Annotated in this window: 12 protein-coding genes; 4 read left to right on the plus strand and 8 right to left on the minus strand. The window is 54.6% G+C overall.

Annotated features, from left to right (window positions below):
* Positions 1-82: 82 nt before the first annotated feature.
* Positions 83-1,228 (plus strand): glycerate kinase, encoded by a 1,146-nt coding sequence (locus B5G10_RS01540; RefSeq protein WP_087423015.1) that lies wholly within the window; start codon positions 83-85, stop codon positions 1,226-1,228.
* 95 nt (positions 1,229-1,323) lie between these two features.
* Here the strand turns inward: B5G10_RS01540 and B5G10_RS01545 are convergent, their stop codons facing one another.
* Positions 1,324-1,626, minus strand: coding sequence for a hypothetical protein (locus B5G10_RS01545; RefSeq protein ID WP_241147698.1), 303 nt, complete (start codon positions 1,624-1,626; stop codon positions 1,324-1,326).
* A gap of 59 nt (positions 1,627-1,685) precedes the next feature.
* The gene (locus tag B5G10_RS01550; RefSeq protein WP_087423016.1) at positions 1,686-3,347 is read right to left on the minus strand and encodes an AMP-binding protein; all 1,662 of its coding nucleotides are present in this window, start codon (positions 3,345-3,347) and stop codon (positions 1,686-1,688) included.
* Between the two features lie 149 nt (positions 3,348-3,496).
* Here B5G10_RS01550 and mtaB point away from each other — a divergent pair, with 149 nt between their 5' ends.
* Genes mtaB through B5G10_RS01565 form a run of 3 tightly spaced genes read left to right on the plus strand, consistent with a single transcriptional unit; the run spans position 3,497 to position 6,736 of the window.
* Positions 3,497-4,813: a tRNA (N(6)-L-threonylcarbamoyladenosine(37)-C(2))-methylthiotransferase MtaB gene (gene mtaB / locus B5G10_RS01555; protein ID WP_087423161.1), complete on the plus strand. Its 1,317-nt coding sequence runs from the start codon at positions 3,497-3,499 to the stop codon at positions 4,811-4,813.
* Positions 4,814-4,827: 14 nt separating this feature from the next.
* Complete coding sequence (locus B5G10_RS01560; protein WP_087423017.1) at positions 4,828-5,739, plus strand: lysophospholipid acyltransferase family protein; 912 nt, start codon at positions 4,828-4,830, stop codon at positions 5,737-5,739.
* 1 nt (position 5,740) lies between these two features.
* A complete protein-coding gene (locus B5G10_RS01565; protein ID WP_087423018.1) occupies positions 5,741-6,736 on the plus strand; it encodes a glycosyltransferase family 2 protein in 996 nt (331 codons plus the stop codon).
* 59 nt (positions 6,737-6,795) lie between these two features.
* Here B5G10_RS01565 and B5G10_RS01570 read toward each other — a convergent pair whose 3' ends face one another.
* The 6 genes from B5G10_RS01570 to infB form a co-directional block, all read right to left on the minus strand.
* The gene (locus B5G10_RS01570; RefSeq protein WP_162612473.1) at positions 6,796-8,010 is read right to left on the minus strand and encodes a cysteine desulfurase; all 1,215 of its coding nucleotides are present in this window, start codon (positions 8,008-8,010) and stop codon (positions 6,796-6,798) included.
* Between the two features lie 33 nt (positions 8,011-8,043).
* Complete coding sequence (gene sufD / locus B5G10_RS01575) at positions 8,044-9,393, minus strand: Fe-S cluster assembly protein SufD (RefSeq protein WP_087423020.1); 1,350 nt, start codon at positions 9,391-9,393, stop codon at positions 8,044-8,046.
* Positions 9,394-9,402: 9 nt separating this feature from the next.
* A complete protein-coding gene (gene sufC / locus B5G10_RS01580; RefSeq protein WP_087423021.1) occupies positions 9,403-10,158 on the minus strand; it encodes a Fe-S cluster assembly ATPase SufC in 756 nt (251 codons plus the stop codon).
* 71 nt (positions 10,159-10,229) lie between these two features.
* Complete coding sequence (gene sufB / locus B5G10_RS01585; protein WP_087423022.1) at positions 10,230-11,681, minus strand: Fe-S cluster assembly protein SufB; 1,452 nt, start codon at positions 11,679-11,681, stop codon at positions 10,230-10,232.
* A gap of 2 nt (positions 11,682-11,683) precedes the next feature.
* Entirely contained in the window at positions 11,684-12,256 is a 573-nt protein-coding gene (locus tag B5G10_RS01590; RefSeq protein ID WP_087423023.1) for a CvpA family protein, read from the minus strand.
* Between the two features lie 153 nt (positions 12,257-12,409).
* Entirely contained in the window at positions 12,410-15,322 is a 2,913-nt protein-coding gene (infB, locus tag B5G10_RS01595; protein ID WP_087423024.1) for a translation initiation factor IF-2, read from the minus strand.
* Between the last annotated feature and the right edge of the window lie 57 nt (positions 15,323-15,379).

Genomic DNA, 15,379 nt, shown 5'->3' on the forward strand with positions numbered 1-15,379 from the left:
ATTTCAAATTATACCTCACAACCCGGTAGCTCGGTATTAAATAGCCGGGATTACTTGCGTATATCAAGTTCATGCTGCTTTCATGAAAAAGATTGTCGTAGCACCCGATTCGTTCAAAGATTCCCTCTCGGCTTCTCAGGTGGCCGCGGCCATCGAGGCCGGCATACACACGGCCCTGCCCGATGCCAAAGTCGTGAAAGTGCCTGTGGCCGACGGTGGCGAAGGCACCATGGAGACTCTGGTCGAAGCCCTTGGCGGCAAATATGTGACCTGCCTGGTAAACGACCCGCTCATGCGACAGATATCGGCCTCATACGGACTGGTCAACACGGCACAGGGCACTACGGCCATCATCGATATGGCCTCGGCCAGCGGACTCACCCTGCTATCGCAGCAAGAGCACAACCCGCTCGTGACCACCAGTTATGGCACCGGCCAACTCATTGCCGACGCCTGCAACCGGGGATGCCGACAGGTGATACTGGGTATTGGAGGCAGTGCTACCAACGATGCCGGCAAGGGGATGCTCGAGGCACTGGGTTGCCGATTCCTCGACCGGGATGGGAACGAGTTGAAACCGGGTGGAGAATCGCTCAACGACCTCGACGCCATCGATACCTCAGGCATGAATAGGCTATTGCAGGAATGCGACTTCACCATCATCTGCGATGTCGATAATCCACTCTTTGGCCCCACGGGAGCCGCCTTTGTATTCGCTCCACAAAAAGGGGCAACACCCCATGAAGTGGTCACGCTCGACAACGGGCTGAAACAATTTGCCTGCTGTGTAAAAAAGTTTATGGGAGAGGAGATTGCCGATGTACCGGGAGCCGGAGCAGCCGGCGGACTGGGAGCTGCCTGCCTGGCTTTCTTGCACGCCACCCTCAAGCCGGGTATCGAAACCGTGCTGGAGATTCTGCAATTCGACCGGCTCATCAACGGGGCTGACCTCATCTTTACCGGCGAAGGGAAAATCGACCGACAGACACTTATGGGTAAAGCCCCCTTAGGAATATTGCGATTGGCTCGCGAAAAGAGAATACCAGTCATTGCCCTGGGTGGAGCAATAGAAGATCAAGACTTGCTCCTGGAGGCTGGATTCAGGGGTATATTTTGCATACAATCGGCTGCCATGCCGCTCAAAAGAGCTCTTCAACCTCACATTGCGGCCGAGAACCTCAAGCAGGTAACCATCCAAATCATCAAGCTGCTCTTTCCTCAAGAGTAAATGTTAAACTTTGTTATTACCCTTGCCGTTCAAACAAAAAAAAAGAGCTAACCCTCCTAGAGGGATAGCCCCAATTCTTTAATCTTTGCTGTAGATTATTTTACTTCAGCGGCAGGAGCAGCTGCTTCAGCGTTAGCTGAATCTTTCTCCAGAGAATCAGGAGTAGCAGTCGTGATAGAATCCTCCTCAGCAGCAGGAGTTGTTACAACAGTAGTGCTATCATTAGCAGCATCGGTAGACTCAGCGGCTTTATTGCCACAAGAAGCGAAAGACATTGCAAATGCAACAGCGAAGAACAAAACTAACTTTTTCATTTCCTTCAAATTAAAGATAAAACAATATTTTTTTGCTTCAAAAACGCTACAAAGGTATATATTCTTTTTATATGTTGTACTCATTATCTTATTTTTTTTTCAGAATATTTTGATTTTTCTGTCAAAAATCCCCCCAAAAAAGCTCAATGATCATATAAATACCGTTTTATGCTCCGTTTCGGAGTCTTCTCAAACTCGTTCGGATAGAGCTGAATACGGGTGATTTGTTCATACGGAGCCAACATTTTATTGAGATTTCCCCGAACCTCTTCCATAGCCATGGGCAAATCGTGGTTAGAGACCCCGTAGCTGTCCATCGCTTCATAGTCGGGGCAGACCAAAGCAATCAGCTTGCCGTCGCGCTCGACCACGAGGCTCTCCATGACAAAAGGCATATTGTTGAGCTTCGCCTCAATCTCCTCGGGATAGATATTCTGCCCGTTTGAGGTGAGAATCATCGTCTTGCTGCGTCCCTTGATATAGATGGTTCCGTCGGGGGTCATGGTACCCATGTCGCCCGTGTGCAGCCAACCGTCCTCGTCGAGCACGGCTTTGGTGGCCTCTTCGTTTTTATAGTAGCCCTTCATCACATGTTCACCCCGCACGCATATTTCGCCGGGAATATTTTCGGGATCGAGCGAATCGATCTTGGTCTCGACATAGCCAAACAGGGTGCGACCGGCCGAGCCGGGACGAAACTCGCGATGCGACGTGTAGCTCACCAGCGGTGCGCACTCGGTCATGCCATAGCCCACGGTAAAGGGGAACTTGATCTTGTGCAGGAAGGTCTCTACCTCGTGGTTGATAGGCGCCCCACCCACGATTACCTCTTCGAACCGACCGCCAAAGGCATCGATGAGTTTCTTACGCACCTGCCCGTAGATGCGGGTGTCGAGGATAGGTATATTCAAGGCCCAACGCATGGGAGTCTTGTTGAGCAGAGGTTGTATCTGTTTCTTGTAAATCTTCTCGAGAATGAGCGGTACACATATAATCAGGTTGGGACGCACCTCCTCGAGAGCCTTCAGCAGAATCTTGGGCGAGGGTATCTTGCCCAACAGCGTGATGTGTGTGCCCACGGCCAAGGGTACCAACAAGTCAAAGGCACACCCGTAGGCATGAGCCAACGGCAGGAACGAGATACACTTGCTGCCCTTGTAGTGCAGATGCGAACGGATACCGAACATCACATTCCCGGCCAGGTTGTTGCCCGTGAGCATCACCCCTTTGCTGAATCCCGTGGTTCCCGAGGTATAGTTGATAAGAATCACCTTGTCGTTGTCGAGATCGGCATACCGGATGTCGTCGCGGGAGAAGCCGTTGGGATAGGTATTCTTGAAGCGGCGCTTCATGTCGCGCAGGCACCGGGCTATCTCCTCGCCGTCGCGTTGCACGAGGCACGAGAAGTCTTGCAGCGAAATGGCGGCACGCACCTCGGGCAGTTTCTCCATCTCGATATTCTCCCAGATATTATCGCCCACGAAGAGCATCACCGAGTCGGAATGATTGATAATGTGGTGTATATCGTGTGGATTGAACTCCTGCAGGATGGGTACCAGAATAGCTCCATAGGTGACTGTCGCCATGAAGGCAATGCACCAGTTAGGGGTATTCTTCCCCACAAGAGCGATTTTGTCGCCCCTTCTTATCTGGCAATGACGGAACAGGATGTGCAGTTTGGCAATTTCGCGCGCCACGTCCTGATAGGTATAGGTGTGTTGCTCGCTATAATCGGTCAAGGCCGGCAAGTCCCAGTTTTCACGAAAACTCGACTCATAGATCTTGATGAAATTTTCAGAAATCATATCCCTAATTTAAACAGATTGTTCGCAAATATACGACTTTGTTTGTAAAATCATTCATTCTTACACAACTATTAGAATAGGAGGGTGAGACATTTTTAAACGAAATGCGTAACTTTGTCGCCTATATTGGTTATTTCGACCCACCGATTATGATAGACATCCATACTTTTCAAGATAAGACCGCAGCCTATTATACCCTGGGCTGCAAACTCAATTTTGCCGAGACCTCGACCATAGGGAAGACGCTTGCCGAGAATGGCATACGCAAGGTGCGCCCCGGCGAGAAAGCCGACATCTGCGTAATCAACACCTGCTCGGTTACCGAACTGGCCGACAAGAAATGCCGGCAAACCATCCGCAAGATTGCCAGGCAAAATCCGCAGGCCTTTATCGTGGTGACGGGCTGCTATGCCCAGCTCAAGCCCGAGGAGATTGCCCATATCCCCGACGTGGACCTGGTTCTGGGGGCCGAACAGAAGCTCGACATCCTGCAATACCTGGGCAACCTGCACAAGCAGGAGACGGGACACATCGTCACCACGCCTACGCGCGACATCCGCAAGTTCTCACCCTCGTGCTCGCGAGGAGACCGCACCCGCTACTTCCTCAAGGTACAGGATGGCTGCGACTACTTCTGCACCTACTGCACCATACCCTTTGCCCGGGGGCGCAGCCGAAGCGGCACCATCGAACAACTCACGGCTCAAGCCCGCGAAGTTGCGGCGGCCGGCGGCAAGGAGATTGTCATTACCGGAGTGAACATAGGCGATTTCGGCAAACAGACAGGCGAAACATTTCTCGACCTCATCCGCTCGCTCGACCAGGTCGAGGGTATTGCCCACTACCGCATCTCGTCGATCGAGCCCAATCTGCTCACCGATGAGATTATTGCCTTCGTGGCCGAGTCGAAACGGTTTGCTCCCCACTTCCACATCCCCCTGCAATCGGGCAGCGACACGGTGTTGAAACTGATGCACCGCCACTACGACACGCAACTGTTTGCCCACAAGATCGACACCATACGACGGCTCATCCCCGACGCTTTCATCGGGGTCGATCTCATCACGGGCGTACGGGGCGAAACCGAAGAGTTGTTTGAAGAGAGCCGACGGTTTGTCGAGGGGCTCGACATCTCGCAACTGCACGTATTCACCTATTCCGAACGACCCGGTACCCAGGCCTTGAAGATAGAGCCGGTAGTCCCCATTCCCGAGCGGCACGAGCGTTGCCGGCGCATGCTCGAGATATCGGAACGCAAGGTGCACGACTTCTACACCCGGTTCCAGGGAACCACGCGGCCCGTGCTGTTTGAGCAACCGCGCAAGGGCGCTCCCATGCATGGCTTCACCGATAACTACATACGGGTAGAGATGCCCTATCGCAAAGAGTGGGTCAACACCTGCCGTCCCGTAAAACTGGGCGACTTCAACGAGGCGGGCGACGCACTTATCGCCACCGAAATATAATTATGTGTGCAATTATGAAAAAAGAGACGCTGCAAAATATCATCTATTCGCCGCTCTACCTGTGGTTCAAGTTGCACGCCCTGCTGCCGCTACCGCTGCTCTATGTGCTGGCCGATATCCTGTACTACCCGCTCTACTATGTGGTGCACTACCGCCGCAAGCTGGTACTGGAGAATATGCGCAACTCCTTCCCCGACAAGAGCGAAAAGGAGCTGAAACAACTCGAAAAGAAATTCTACCGCCACTTCTGCGACTACATCGTAGAGACGATAAAACTCCTGCACATCTCCGACGGAGAGATGCGCAGGCGCATGGTATTCGAGCAGACCGACATCATCGACCGTCTCTTCGATCAGAAGCGCTCTATCATCATCCTGCTGGGGCACTTCGGCAACTGGGAGTGGGTGCCCTCCATCACCCTGTGGATGAAACACCCCGAGGCTATCTTTGGTCAGATATACCGCCCGCTCAACAACGAGTGGTTCGACCGCTTCTTCCTGAAACTGCGCTCCCGCTTCGGATCCATCTGCATAGCCAAGAAAGATACCTTGCGAGCCATCCTGCGCTTGAAGAACTCGGGGCGGCCCTCGATCACGGGGTTCATGTCGGACCAGACTCCCTCGCCGACCAATATCCACCACTGGGCCCGATTCCTCTCGCAAGACTCGCCCGTGCTCACCGGCTACGAAAAGATTGCCCGCAAAACCGACTTTGCCGTGCTCTATTTCGATGTCGAAGTGGTGAAACGCGGGTACTACAAAGCGACCATCCGCGAGGTGGCGCTGCATCCCAACGAGCTGCCCGAGTTCGAGATTACCGACCGCTATACGGCCCTCATGGAAAAGACTATCCTGCGCACCCCCTGGGCCTGGCTATGGACCCACAAGCGCTGGAAATACAAACACGAAAATTTCCCCAATACCTGATATGGAAAAGAAAGTCGCCGTCGTCATACTCAACTGGAACGGAGCCGCATTGCTGCGCCGTTTCCTCCCCTCGGTCTGTGCCCACACCCCGGCCCATCTGGCCGATGTCGTCGTGGTCGATAACGGGTCGGACGACAACTCGGTCGAGGTTCTCGCCCAGGAGTTTCCCCAGGTGCGCACCCTGCTCTTCCCCCGTAACTACGGTTTTGCCGAGGGATACAACCGGGCTCTCGACACACTGGATTATGAATATGCCGTGTTGCTTAACTCGGATGTCGAGGTAACACCTCACTGGCTCGAACCGTTGCTTGAATATGCCGAGAGTCACCCCGACGTGGCAGCTTGCCAGCCCAAAATACGGGCCTTGCAGGAGCCCGAGAAGTTTGAATATGCCGGAGCCGCCGGCGGCTTTATCGACCGCTACGGGTATCCCTTCTGTCGGGGACGTCTGTTCGGCACGGTCGAAATCGACAACGGGCAGTATGACGACACACTCGATATCTTCTGGGCCAGCGGTGCCGCCCTCTTTGTGCGCACGGCCGTTTACCGCGAGGTGGGCGGACTCGACCCGAGCTTCTTCGCCCACATGGAAGAGATTGACCTTTGCTGGCGCATCCATCTGGCCGGATACCGCATTGCCGTGATACCGCAAAGCCGGGTACATCACCAGGGCGGAGCTTCGCTCGATGCAGCCAATCCCAAGAAGACCTACCTCAACTTCCGCAACAATCTGCTCATGCTCCATAAAAACCTGCCCAAGCAGGAGGGGAAAAAGATTCTGTTCATCCGCCGGCTCTACGACACACTGGCCTTTGTGCGGTTCGTCGCCCTGGGGCAGATACCTCACGCCCGTGCCATTCTGCGAGCACACAACGACTTCCGCAAAATGCGCCGGAAATATACCCGCTATCCCAAGGAGAACCTGCTGGGGCGGTTCCCCGAGACGCAGCGAAACATCACGATAGACTATTTCCTCAAGGGTAAAAAACGATTCTGAGGCAACCTGCGGCCGCCTCAGAATCCCGGTGATTATCCTGTGTATTCTAAATAAAACTCTTATCGAAACATTTTCACAACCCGTTGCAAGGCTGCGATAAAGGCGTCGGCCTCGGCCCGGGTATTATAGACGGCAAAAGACACCCGCACCGTGCCCTCGATACCGAGCGAGGCCATGAGCGGTTGAGCGCAATGGTGCCCCGTGCGCACGGCTACGCCAAGCTTGTCGAGCAACATGCCCATGTCGTAGTGGTGGATTCCATCGACCAGAAACGAGATGACCGAACTCTTGTGCGGCGAAGTGCCGAAGATGCGCATCCCCTCGATCTGCTCCATTTGAGCCGTGGTATATCGCAACAGTTCATTCTCGTGAGCGGCAATAACCTCCAGCCCTATGCCATCGACATAGTCGAGTGCCGAGGCAAATGCGGCCGTTCCCACATAGTCGGGAGTACCGGCCTCGAACTTGAAGGGCAACTCACCAAAGGTAGTACCCGAGAAATCGACATGAGCAATCATCTCGCCGCCACCCTGGTAAGGCGGTATGGCATCGAGCCACTTCTCCTTGCCATAGAGTATGCCAACTCCCGTGGGGCCATATACCTTGTGGGGCGAGAAGGCGTAAAAATCGGCATCGAGATCCTGCACATTCACCCGCAGGTGAGGTATCGCCTGGGCTCCATCGACCAGCACCGGCACCCCTTGGGCATGGGCATAGGCAATCATCTCGCGCACCGGGTTGATGGTGCCCAGCACGTTGGATACATGAGCCACACACACCAGACGGGTGTGCTCGTTGAAGAGTTGCTTATAGACATCGAGTTTGAGTTCGCCCCGCTCGTCGATGGGTACGACCCGCAACACGATTTTGCGTCGGCGTTGCAAAAGCTGCCACGGCACGATGTTGGCGTGGTGTTCCATCACGGTGAGTATTACCTCGTCGCCGTCGTGCAGAAACTCGTCACCAAACGACGAGGCCACCAGATTGATGGCTTCGGTCGTCCCCCGCGTAAAGACAATCTCGGCAGGCGAAGCGGCCCCGATAAACTGCTGCACCCGACGACGGGCCGCCTCATGAGCATCGGTAGCCTCCTGGCTGAGGGTATGTACCCCGCGATGCACGTTGGCATTGACCCGATAATAGGTATCGGCAATGTGATCGACCACGCAACGGGGAGTCTGCGAGGTAGCGGCGTTGTCCAGATAGACCAGCGGGCGCCCCGATACCTCCCGTTTCAATATAGGGAAATCTTCTCTTATCTTCTCGATATCCAACATAGTGGCACTCCTTTCTCTTTTTTCGTTTTCTTATCGGCACGCCTGGCAACCCGAGCACTTGGCCAGCTCGCCACGGAACCGTTTCTCGACCAACTGACGCAACCGGTCTTTGAGGGCGTCGAGACGCACCTGCTCAATCACATCGTTGGTAAAGGCAAACATCAACAACATGCGGGCCTCGGCCTCGGGGATACCGCGCGAGCGCATATAGAACAGAGCATTCTGGTCGAGCTGTCCTACGGTGGCACCGTGGCTGCACTTCACGTCGTCGGCATAAATCTCGAGCTGAGGTTTGGTGTACATCTTGGCCTGAGGCGAAGCACACAGGTTCTTGTTGCCCTGGTAGGCCTCGGTCTTCTGCGCCCCGTGCCGCACCAGTATCCGTCCGCAGAACGAGCCGCGGGCCGAATCGTTGAGTACATACTTGAACAGCTCGTTGCTGTGGCAGTGCGAAACGGCATGGTCGATAAACGTATAGGTATCAACCGACTGCTCCTTATCGACAATGCCCATGCCGCAGAGCGACAGTTCGGCGTGCTCGCCGTCGAAGGTCGAGTAGTAGTTGCTGCGGGTCACCCCGTTGTGCAACACAATACCGTTGACCAACACATTCGACCGGGCCCCCTGGCGCACAAACACCGAGGCAACCTTTGCCGTGTTCTCCGACGACTCTTCCATGTCGTAGTAGTCGAACACGGCATCGTCGTCAACAAAAATCTCGCACACCTGCGAGGCGAGGAACCGCACCGACGACTCGTCAGAGTGGTCGCACACCAGCAGTTTGGCCTGTGCCCCCTTGCCCACTACGATGAGCAACCGGCGGTTGACCATGAAATCGACATTACCCCGCAGGATATTCACCAGCTGGATGGGCTTCTCGACCACCACCCCGTCGGGGATATAGAGGAAGAACCCGTCCTGGGCAAAGGCGGTGTTGAGCGCCACCGTGCCGTCGCGTTTCATATCGGCGGCCCGGCCATAGTAGCGGGCCACCAGTTGGGGATATTGTTTCGCCATCTCGCAAAGGCTGCCGGCAAGAACCCCCTCGGGCAGCTTGCCTGCGGCCGGCTGAGCCTGGGCATAGAAGGTATCGTTTACCACAAAATAGAGCAACGTGCTCAAGTTGGGCACATCGCAACGAAACACTTCATAGGGATTGATTTCGATATTGACCCGCCCCAGATTCAAACCATAGTCGGGGGCATAGAGGGATTCGATATCGGTGCGGCGGAACTCCTCGTCCTTGAGCGTGGGCAGGCCCCGGCTCTCGAGCAGCGCTACCGCCTCGTCGCGCAGGGCGTTCATCACCGGCGACGAATGGTCCGCAATCAAATTCTGCTGCGAATGATATAAATCTATATATTGCTGTACTGCACTCATAACGCTCTCTTAAATTTCGCCCAACTCTTTTTTAATCCAGTCATAGCCACGCTCCTCGAGCTCCAGCGCCAGTTCGGGTCCACCCGATTTCACGATGCGGCCCTTGTAGAGCACGTGTACGAAATCGGGGGCGATGTAGTCGAGCAACCGCTGGTAGTGAGTGATGACGATTGTCGCGTTCTTCTCGCTCTTCAGTTTGTTCACACCCCCGGCCACGATGCGCAGGGCGTCGATGTCGAGACCACTGTCGGTCTCGTCGAGAATCGAGAGGCGGGGCTCCAGCATGGCCATCTGGAAAATCTCGTTGCGTTTTTTCTCACCACCCGAGAATCCTTCGTTGACCGAGCGGCTGGCCAGTTTGTTGTCGAGCTCGACAATCGCGCGCTTCTCGCGCATGAGCTTCAGGAAGTCGGTAGCCGAGAGGGGCTCGAGACCGCGGTACTTGCGCTGTTCGTTCACCGCCGTGCGCATGAAATTGACCATACTCACGCCCGGGATTTCGACCGGGTACTGAAAGCTCAGGAAGAGACCTTCGTGCGAACGGTCTTCGGGCGAGAGGGCCAACAGGTCTTTGCCATAAAACTCGACCGAACCGCGAGTAACCTCATAAGCGGGGTGACCGGTAAGTACGGCCGACAGGGTACTCTTGCCCGAGCCGTTGGGCCCCATGATGGCATGAACCTCACCCGGTTTTACCACGAGGTTGATTCCTTTCAATATCTCTTTGCCATTGATACTGGCATGTAAGTCTGTAATCTTCAACATAGATATCTGATTTTATTTTTTTCTTTTTCAATATACTGTCCTCACCCCTCGGATGAGTTGGCGCAGGACTATTATCCCACCGACCCCTCGAGCGATATCTGCAACAGTTTCTGAGCCTCTACGGCAAACTCCATGGGCAACTTGTTCATCACCTCCTTGGCATAGCCGTTGACGATAAGGCCCACGGCGTCTTCGGTGGGGATGCCCCGCTGGTTGCAGTAGAAGATTTGGTCTTCGTTGATCTTCGAAGTGGTAGCCTCGTGCTCTACGATGGCCGTGTCGTTCTGGATATCCATATAGGGGAAGGTGTGCGCACCGCAGTCGGAGCTGAGCAACAGGCTGTCGCACTGGGTAAAGTTGCGGGCATTCTCGGCACCGGGCAAAACCTTGACGAGGCCCCGGTAGCTGTTTTGGCTGCGGCCGGCCGAGATACCCTTCGACACGATGGTACTGCGCGTATTCTTGCCGATGTGTATCATCTTGGTTCCCGTGTCGGCCTGTTGGTAGTTGTTGGTCACGGCCACCGAGTAGAATTCGCCCACCGAATGGTCTCCGGCCAGTACGCAACTGGGGTATTTCCAGGTGATGGCCGAACCGGTCTCGACCTGAGTCCACGACAGCTTCGAGTGGTCGCCCTTGCACATGCCTCGCTTGGTAACAAAGTTGTAGATACCGCCTTTCCCCTCCTTGTCGCCGGGATACCAGTTCTGCACGGTCGAGTATTTCACCTCGGCACGGTCGTGCACCACAATCTCGACGATGGCGGCGTGCAGTTGGTTCTCGTCGCGCATGGGAGCCGTACACCCCTCGAGGTAGCTCACGTAGCTGTCGTCGTCGGCCACGATGAGTGTGCGTTCAAACTGGCCGGTATTGGCGGCATTGATGCGGAAGTAGGTCGAGAGCTCCATGGGGCAACGTACCCCCTTGGGTATATAGACAAACGACCCGTCGCTGAAGACGGCCGAATTGAGCGCGGCAAAGAAGTTGTCGCGATACGACACAACCGAACCCAGGTAGCGTTTCACCAAATCGGGGTAGTCTTTCACCGCTTCGCTGAAGGAGCAAAAGATGACACCCAGCTCGGCCAACTTCTCCTTGAAGGTGGTGCGCACCGACACACTGTCCATCACGGCATCGACCGCTATCCCCGAGAGCTTCATCTGCTCCTCGAGCGAGATGCCCAGCTTGTCGAAGGTCTTGCGCAGCTCGGGATCTACCTCCTCGAGGCTCTTGGGAGCCTGCTTGGTCTTGGGAGCGGCATAGTAGCTGATGGCCTGGTAGTCGATCTCGGGGATAGTCAAGTGTGCCCAGTGAGGCATCTCGAGGGTTTTCCAGTAGGCATAGGCCTTGAGCCGGAACTCGAGCAGCCACTCGGGCTCGCCCTTCTTCTGCGAGATATGCCGGATGATATCCTCGCTCAGTCCTTTGGGAATAATATCGGTCTCGATATCGGTTACGAAACCGTATTTATACTCGTTAGCGGTAACGTCGTTTAATATTTCATTTGGATTATCCTGTTTCATTTTCAATCGGCTTTACAATTTTCACAACAGAGATAGGGGTCGCCATACACCAAAGGGATAAACAACCGAGAGTCGGGTTTGTTCCCGGCAGCCAACTGCTCCTGGGCAATTGCAAAAAGTGCCGGTGCCACACGCAACGTGTATTGATAACAATGCGACGCCATCGCGTCGTGCGTCGGGAGCAGATGAATCTTGCTATTGATGATATGGACAATATTTAATACTATACTCAAAATAACCAGGTATTTGAAGGCCCCGAACAGAGCTCCGCCCAAACGGTCGAGCCACCCCAGTGCCACCTGATGGGAGATGTGGTGTACCAGCTTCATCAACTGCAAACATACCAGATAGACCACCAGGAAGAGCAACGAATAGGCAACGATGCGACTTACCCCTGTGGGCATGTCGAACATCTGCTGCAACAACGAGCCGAACGGACGTCCAAACAGCCGTGCCACCAGTATGCCCATGACCAAACCGCCCAACGAACCCAACTGGCGGAATATCCCCCTGATGAGTCCATACAAGGCGCCCACGAGCACAATCAGCACTATGATAAAATCGATATAGTTCATCGTCGTTTCGACACGGGTTTATTTAGTGGTGCAAAATTACTTCTTTTATTTTGAATAGCCGTGTTTTGGGTCTTATTATCCGTTAAATACGATAAACAAAGGCCACCCCGCAACACGGGGCAGCCTTGCTATGATATTCAAAGCCCTCGGGGCTTACAGGGTTTTCTTTACTTCCACCTCTTCGTAGGCTTCCACCAGGTCGCCCACTTTCACATCGTTGTAGTTGGCTATGTTCAAACCACACTCGAAACCGGTGGTCACCTCTTTGACATCGTCTTTGAAACGCTTCAACGAACCCAAATCGCCGCTGAAGATAACGATACCGTCGCGGATAAGACGAACCTTGCTCGAACGTTTGATCTTGCCCTCTTTCACGATACAGCCGGCAACCGTGCCCACCTTGGTAATGTGGTAGGTCTCCAGAACCTCGGCCGTACCTTGAATCTCTTCCTTGATTTCGGGCGACAACATACCCTCCATGGCCGACTTCACCTCTTCGATGGCATCGTAGATAATCGAGTAGAGACGAATGTCCACACCCTCTTTCTCGGCCAACCGACGGGCGGCTACCGAAGGACGCACCTGGAAGCCGATGATGACGGCGTTGGAGGCGGCAGCCAGCGTAACATCCGACTCGGATATCTGACCCACGGCCTTGTGCAGCACGTTGATTTGAATCTCGGGAGTGGAGAGTTTGATGAGCGAGTCACTCAAAGCCTCGACCGAACCATCCACATCGCCCTTGACTACCAGGTTCAACTCCTGGAAGTTGCCCACGGCGATACGACGGCCTATGTCGTCGAGAGTGAGCAGCTTGTGGGTGCGCAAGCCCAACTCACGCTGCAGCTGCTCGCGCTTGTTGGCAATCTCGCGGGCCTCTTGCTCGGTGTCCATCACATGGAAGGTATCACCGGCCTGGGGAGCACCGTTCAAACCGAGTATCTGCACCGGAGCCGACGGGCCGGCCGAATCGATGCGCACGTTACGCTCGTTGAACATGGCCTTTACCTTGCCGTGGTTGGTACCGGCCAGCACCACATCGCCCTTGTGCAGGGTTCCGTTCTGTACCAGTACGGTGGCCACATAACCGCGACCTTTGTCGAGGGTCGATTCGATAATCGAACCTACGGCCTTGCGGTTGGGGTTGGCCTTCAGGTCGAGCAACTCGGCCTCAAGCAGCACCTTCTCCATGAGTTCATGTACACCGGTACCCTTCTTGGCCGAGATCTCTTGCGACTGATACTTGCCGCCCCAGTCCTCGACCAGGTAGTTCATGTTGGCCAACTCTTCCTTAATCTTGTCGGGGTTGGCATTGGGTTTATCGATTTTGTTGATGGCAAAGACGATGGGCACACCCGCTGCCGAAGCATGGTTGATAGCCTCGACCGTCTGGGGCATCACGTTGTCGTCGGCGGCCACGATGATGATGGCGATATCGGTCATCTGGGCACCACGGGCACGCATGGCGGTAAAGGCCTCGTGACCCGGCGTATCGAGGAAGGTGATACGACGGCCGTCGTCGAGCTTCACGTTGTAGGCACCGATGTGCTGGGTGATACCACCGGCCTCACCGGCAATCACGTTGGAGTTGCGAATGTAGTCGAGCAACGAAGTTTTACCGTGGTCCACGTGACCCATCACGGTGACTACCGGCGGACGCGACTGCAAGTCTTCCTCCTTGTCTTCCTCCTCGTGAATGGCCTCGACAACCTCGGCACTTACATACTCGGTCTTGAAGCCGAACTCTTCGGCCACAATATTGATGGTCTCGGCATCGAGCCGCTGGTTGATCGACACCATGATGCCGATGCTCATGCAGGTAGCGATTACCTCGTTTACGGGGACATTCATCATCGAAGCCAGGTCGTTGGCCGTTACAAACTCGGTCAATTTCAACACCTTGCTCTCGGCCTCTTCCATCTCGGCGAGTTCGCGCTCGCGGTTGGTATAGGCTTCCCGTTTCTCTTTACGCCACTTGGCCGATTTCTTCTGACCCTTGGTAGTGAGGCGAGCCAGAGTCTCCTTGATCTGTTTCTGTACGTCCTCTTCGCTTACCTCGGCCTTGATGGGACGTTGTTTCTGCTTGTTGGGCTTATTATTGTTACCTCCGTTGTTCTTGCCGTTTCCGCCACGAGCCGGCTGATTGCCGCCCATCGACGAAATGCTCTTGGAGATATCGACTTTCTCTTTGTTGATGCGCTGGCGTTTACGACGCTCACCGCCCTGAGTATTGGCATCTTCGCCATTGCCCGTGGTTGACTTGTGAGCCTCCTGGCGCTGTTTCTCCTTGTTCTCACGCTCCTTGCGCTTCTCCTCCTTGCTCTTTTTCTTGGGGCGAGTCTGCTGATTGAGTGCGTCGAGGTCGATACGGCCCACCACATTGATATTCGAGGTGAAGGAGGGACGACCCAGAGTAAACACTTCGTCGTCGTGCTTTTCGTCACCATGCGATTCTTGGGCGGGAGCAGCGGGAGATTCCTGCTTTTTCGCAGGCTCGGCAGGAGCCTGAGCTTCGGCAGCCGGAGCAGGAGCCGGTTTCTGCGGCTCGGCAGGAGCAGCTGGCCGGACAGGTTGAGCGGGAGCCTCGGCCTGGGGTTTTACCTCCACAGGCTTGGGAGCAACCTCTTTCTTCTCCTCGACCGGTTTCTCCACGGGTTTGGGCTCCTCTTTTTTCTCGACGGGAGTTTCCTGATGCTTGCCGTGGTCGGCCGATTTGGGCCGATTAAGGGCGTCGAGGTCGAGATGTCCTACCACTTTGGGACGCTGAGGCTCGGGTATAATCGTTTTCAACTCTTTCGATTCTTCCTTGGCGGCAGCCTCTTTCTTCTCCTCGGCCTCGGCAGCAGCCTTGATCTTCTCTTTATGCCGCTCAAGGCTGATACTTTCCGACTCGAGTTTCAGATTCTTATCCTTACTGAACTCCTTCACGAGCAGCGCATACTGTTCGTCGGTTATCTTGGCATTGGGGTTAGCCTCTACCGTGAAACCTTTCTTTTGCAGGAACTCGACAGCCGTCTGGATTCCCACATTCAAATCTCTTGCTACTTTATTTAACCTTATCGACATACTCAGTTTTAGTTTATATATAATGGAAGAATGAAAAGGTGCCTTTCCCGAAGGCAC

Source organism: Barnesiella sp. An55 (assembly GCF_002161555.1).
GTDB classification, from domain to species: domain Bacteria; phylum Bacteroidota; class Bacteroidia; order Bacteroidales; family Barnesiellaceae; genus Barnesiella; species Barnesiella merdipullorum.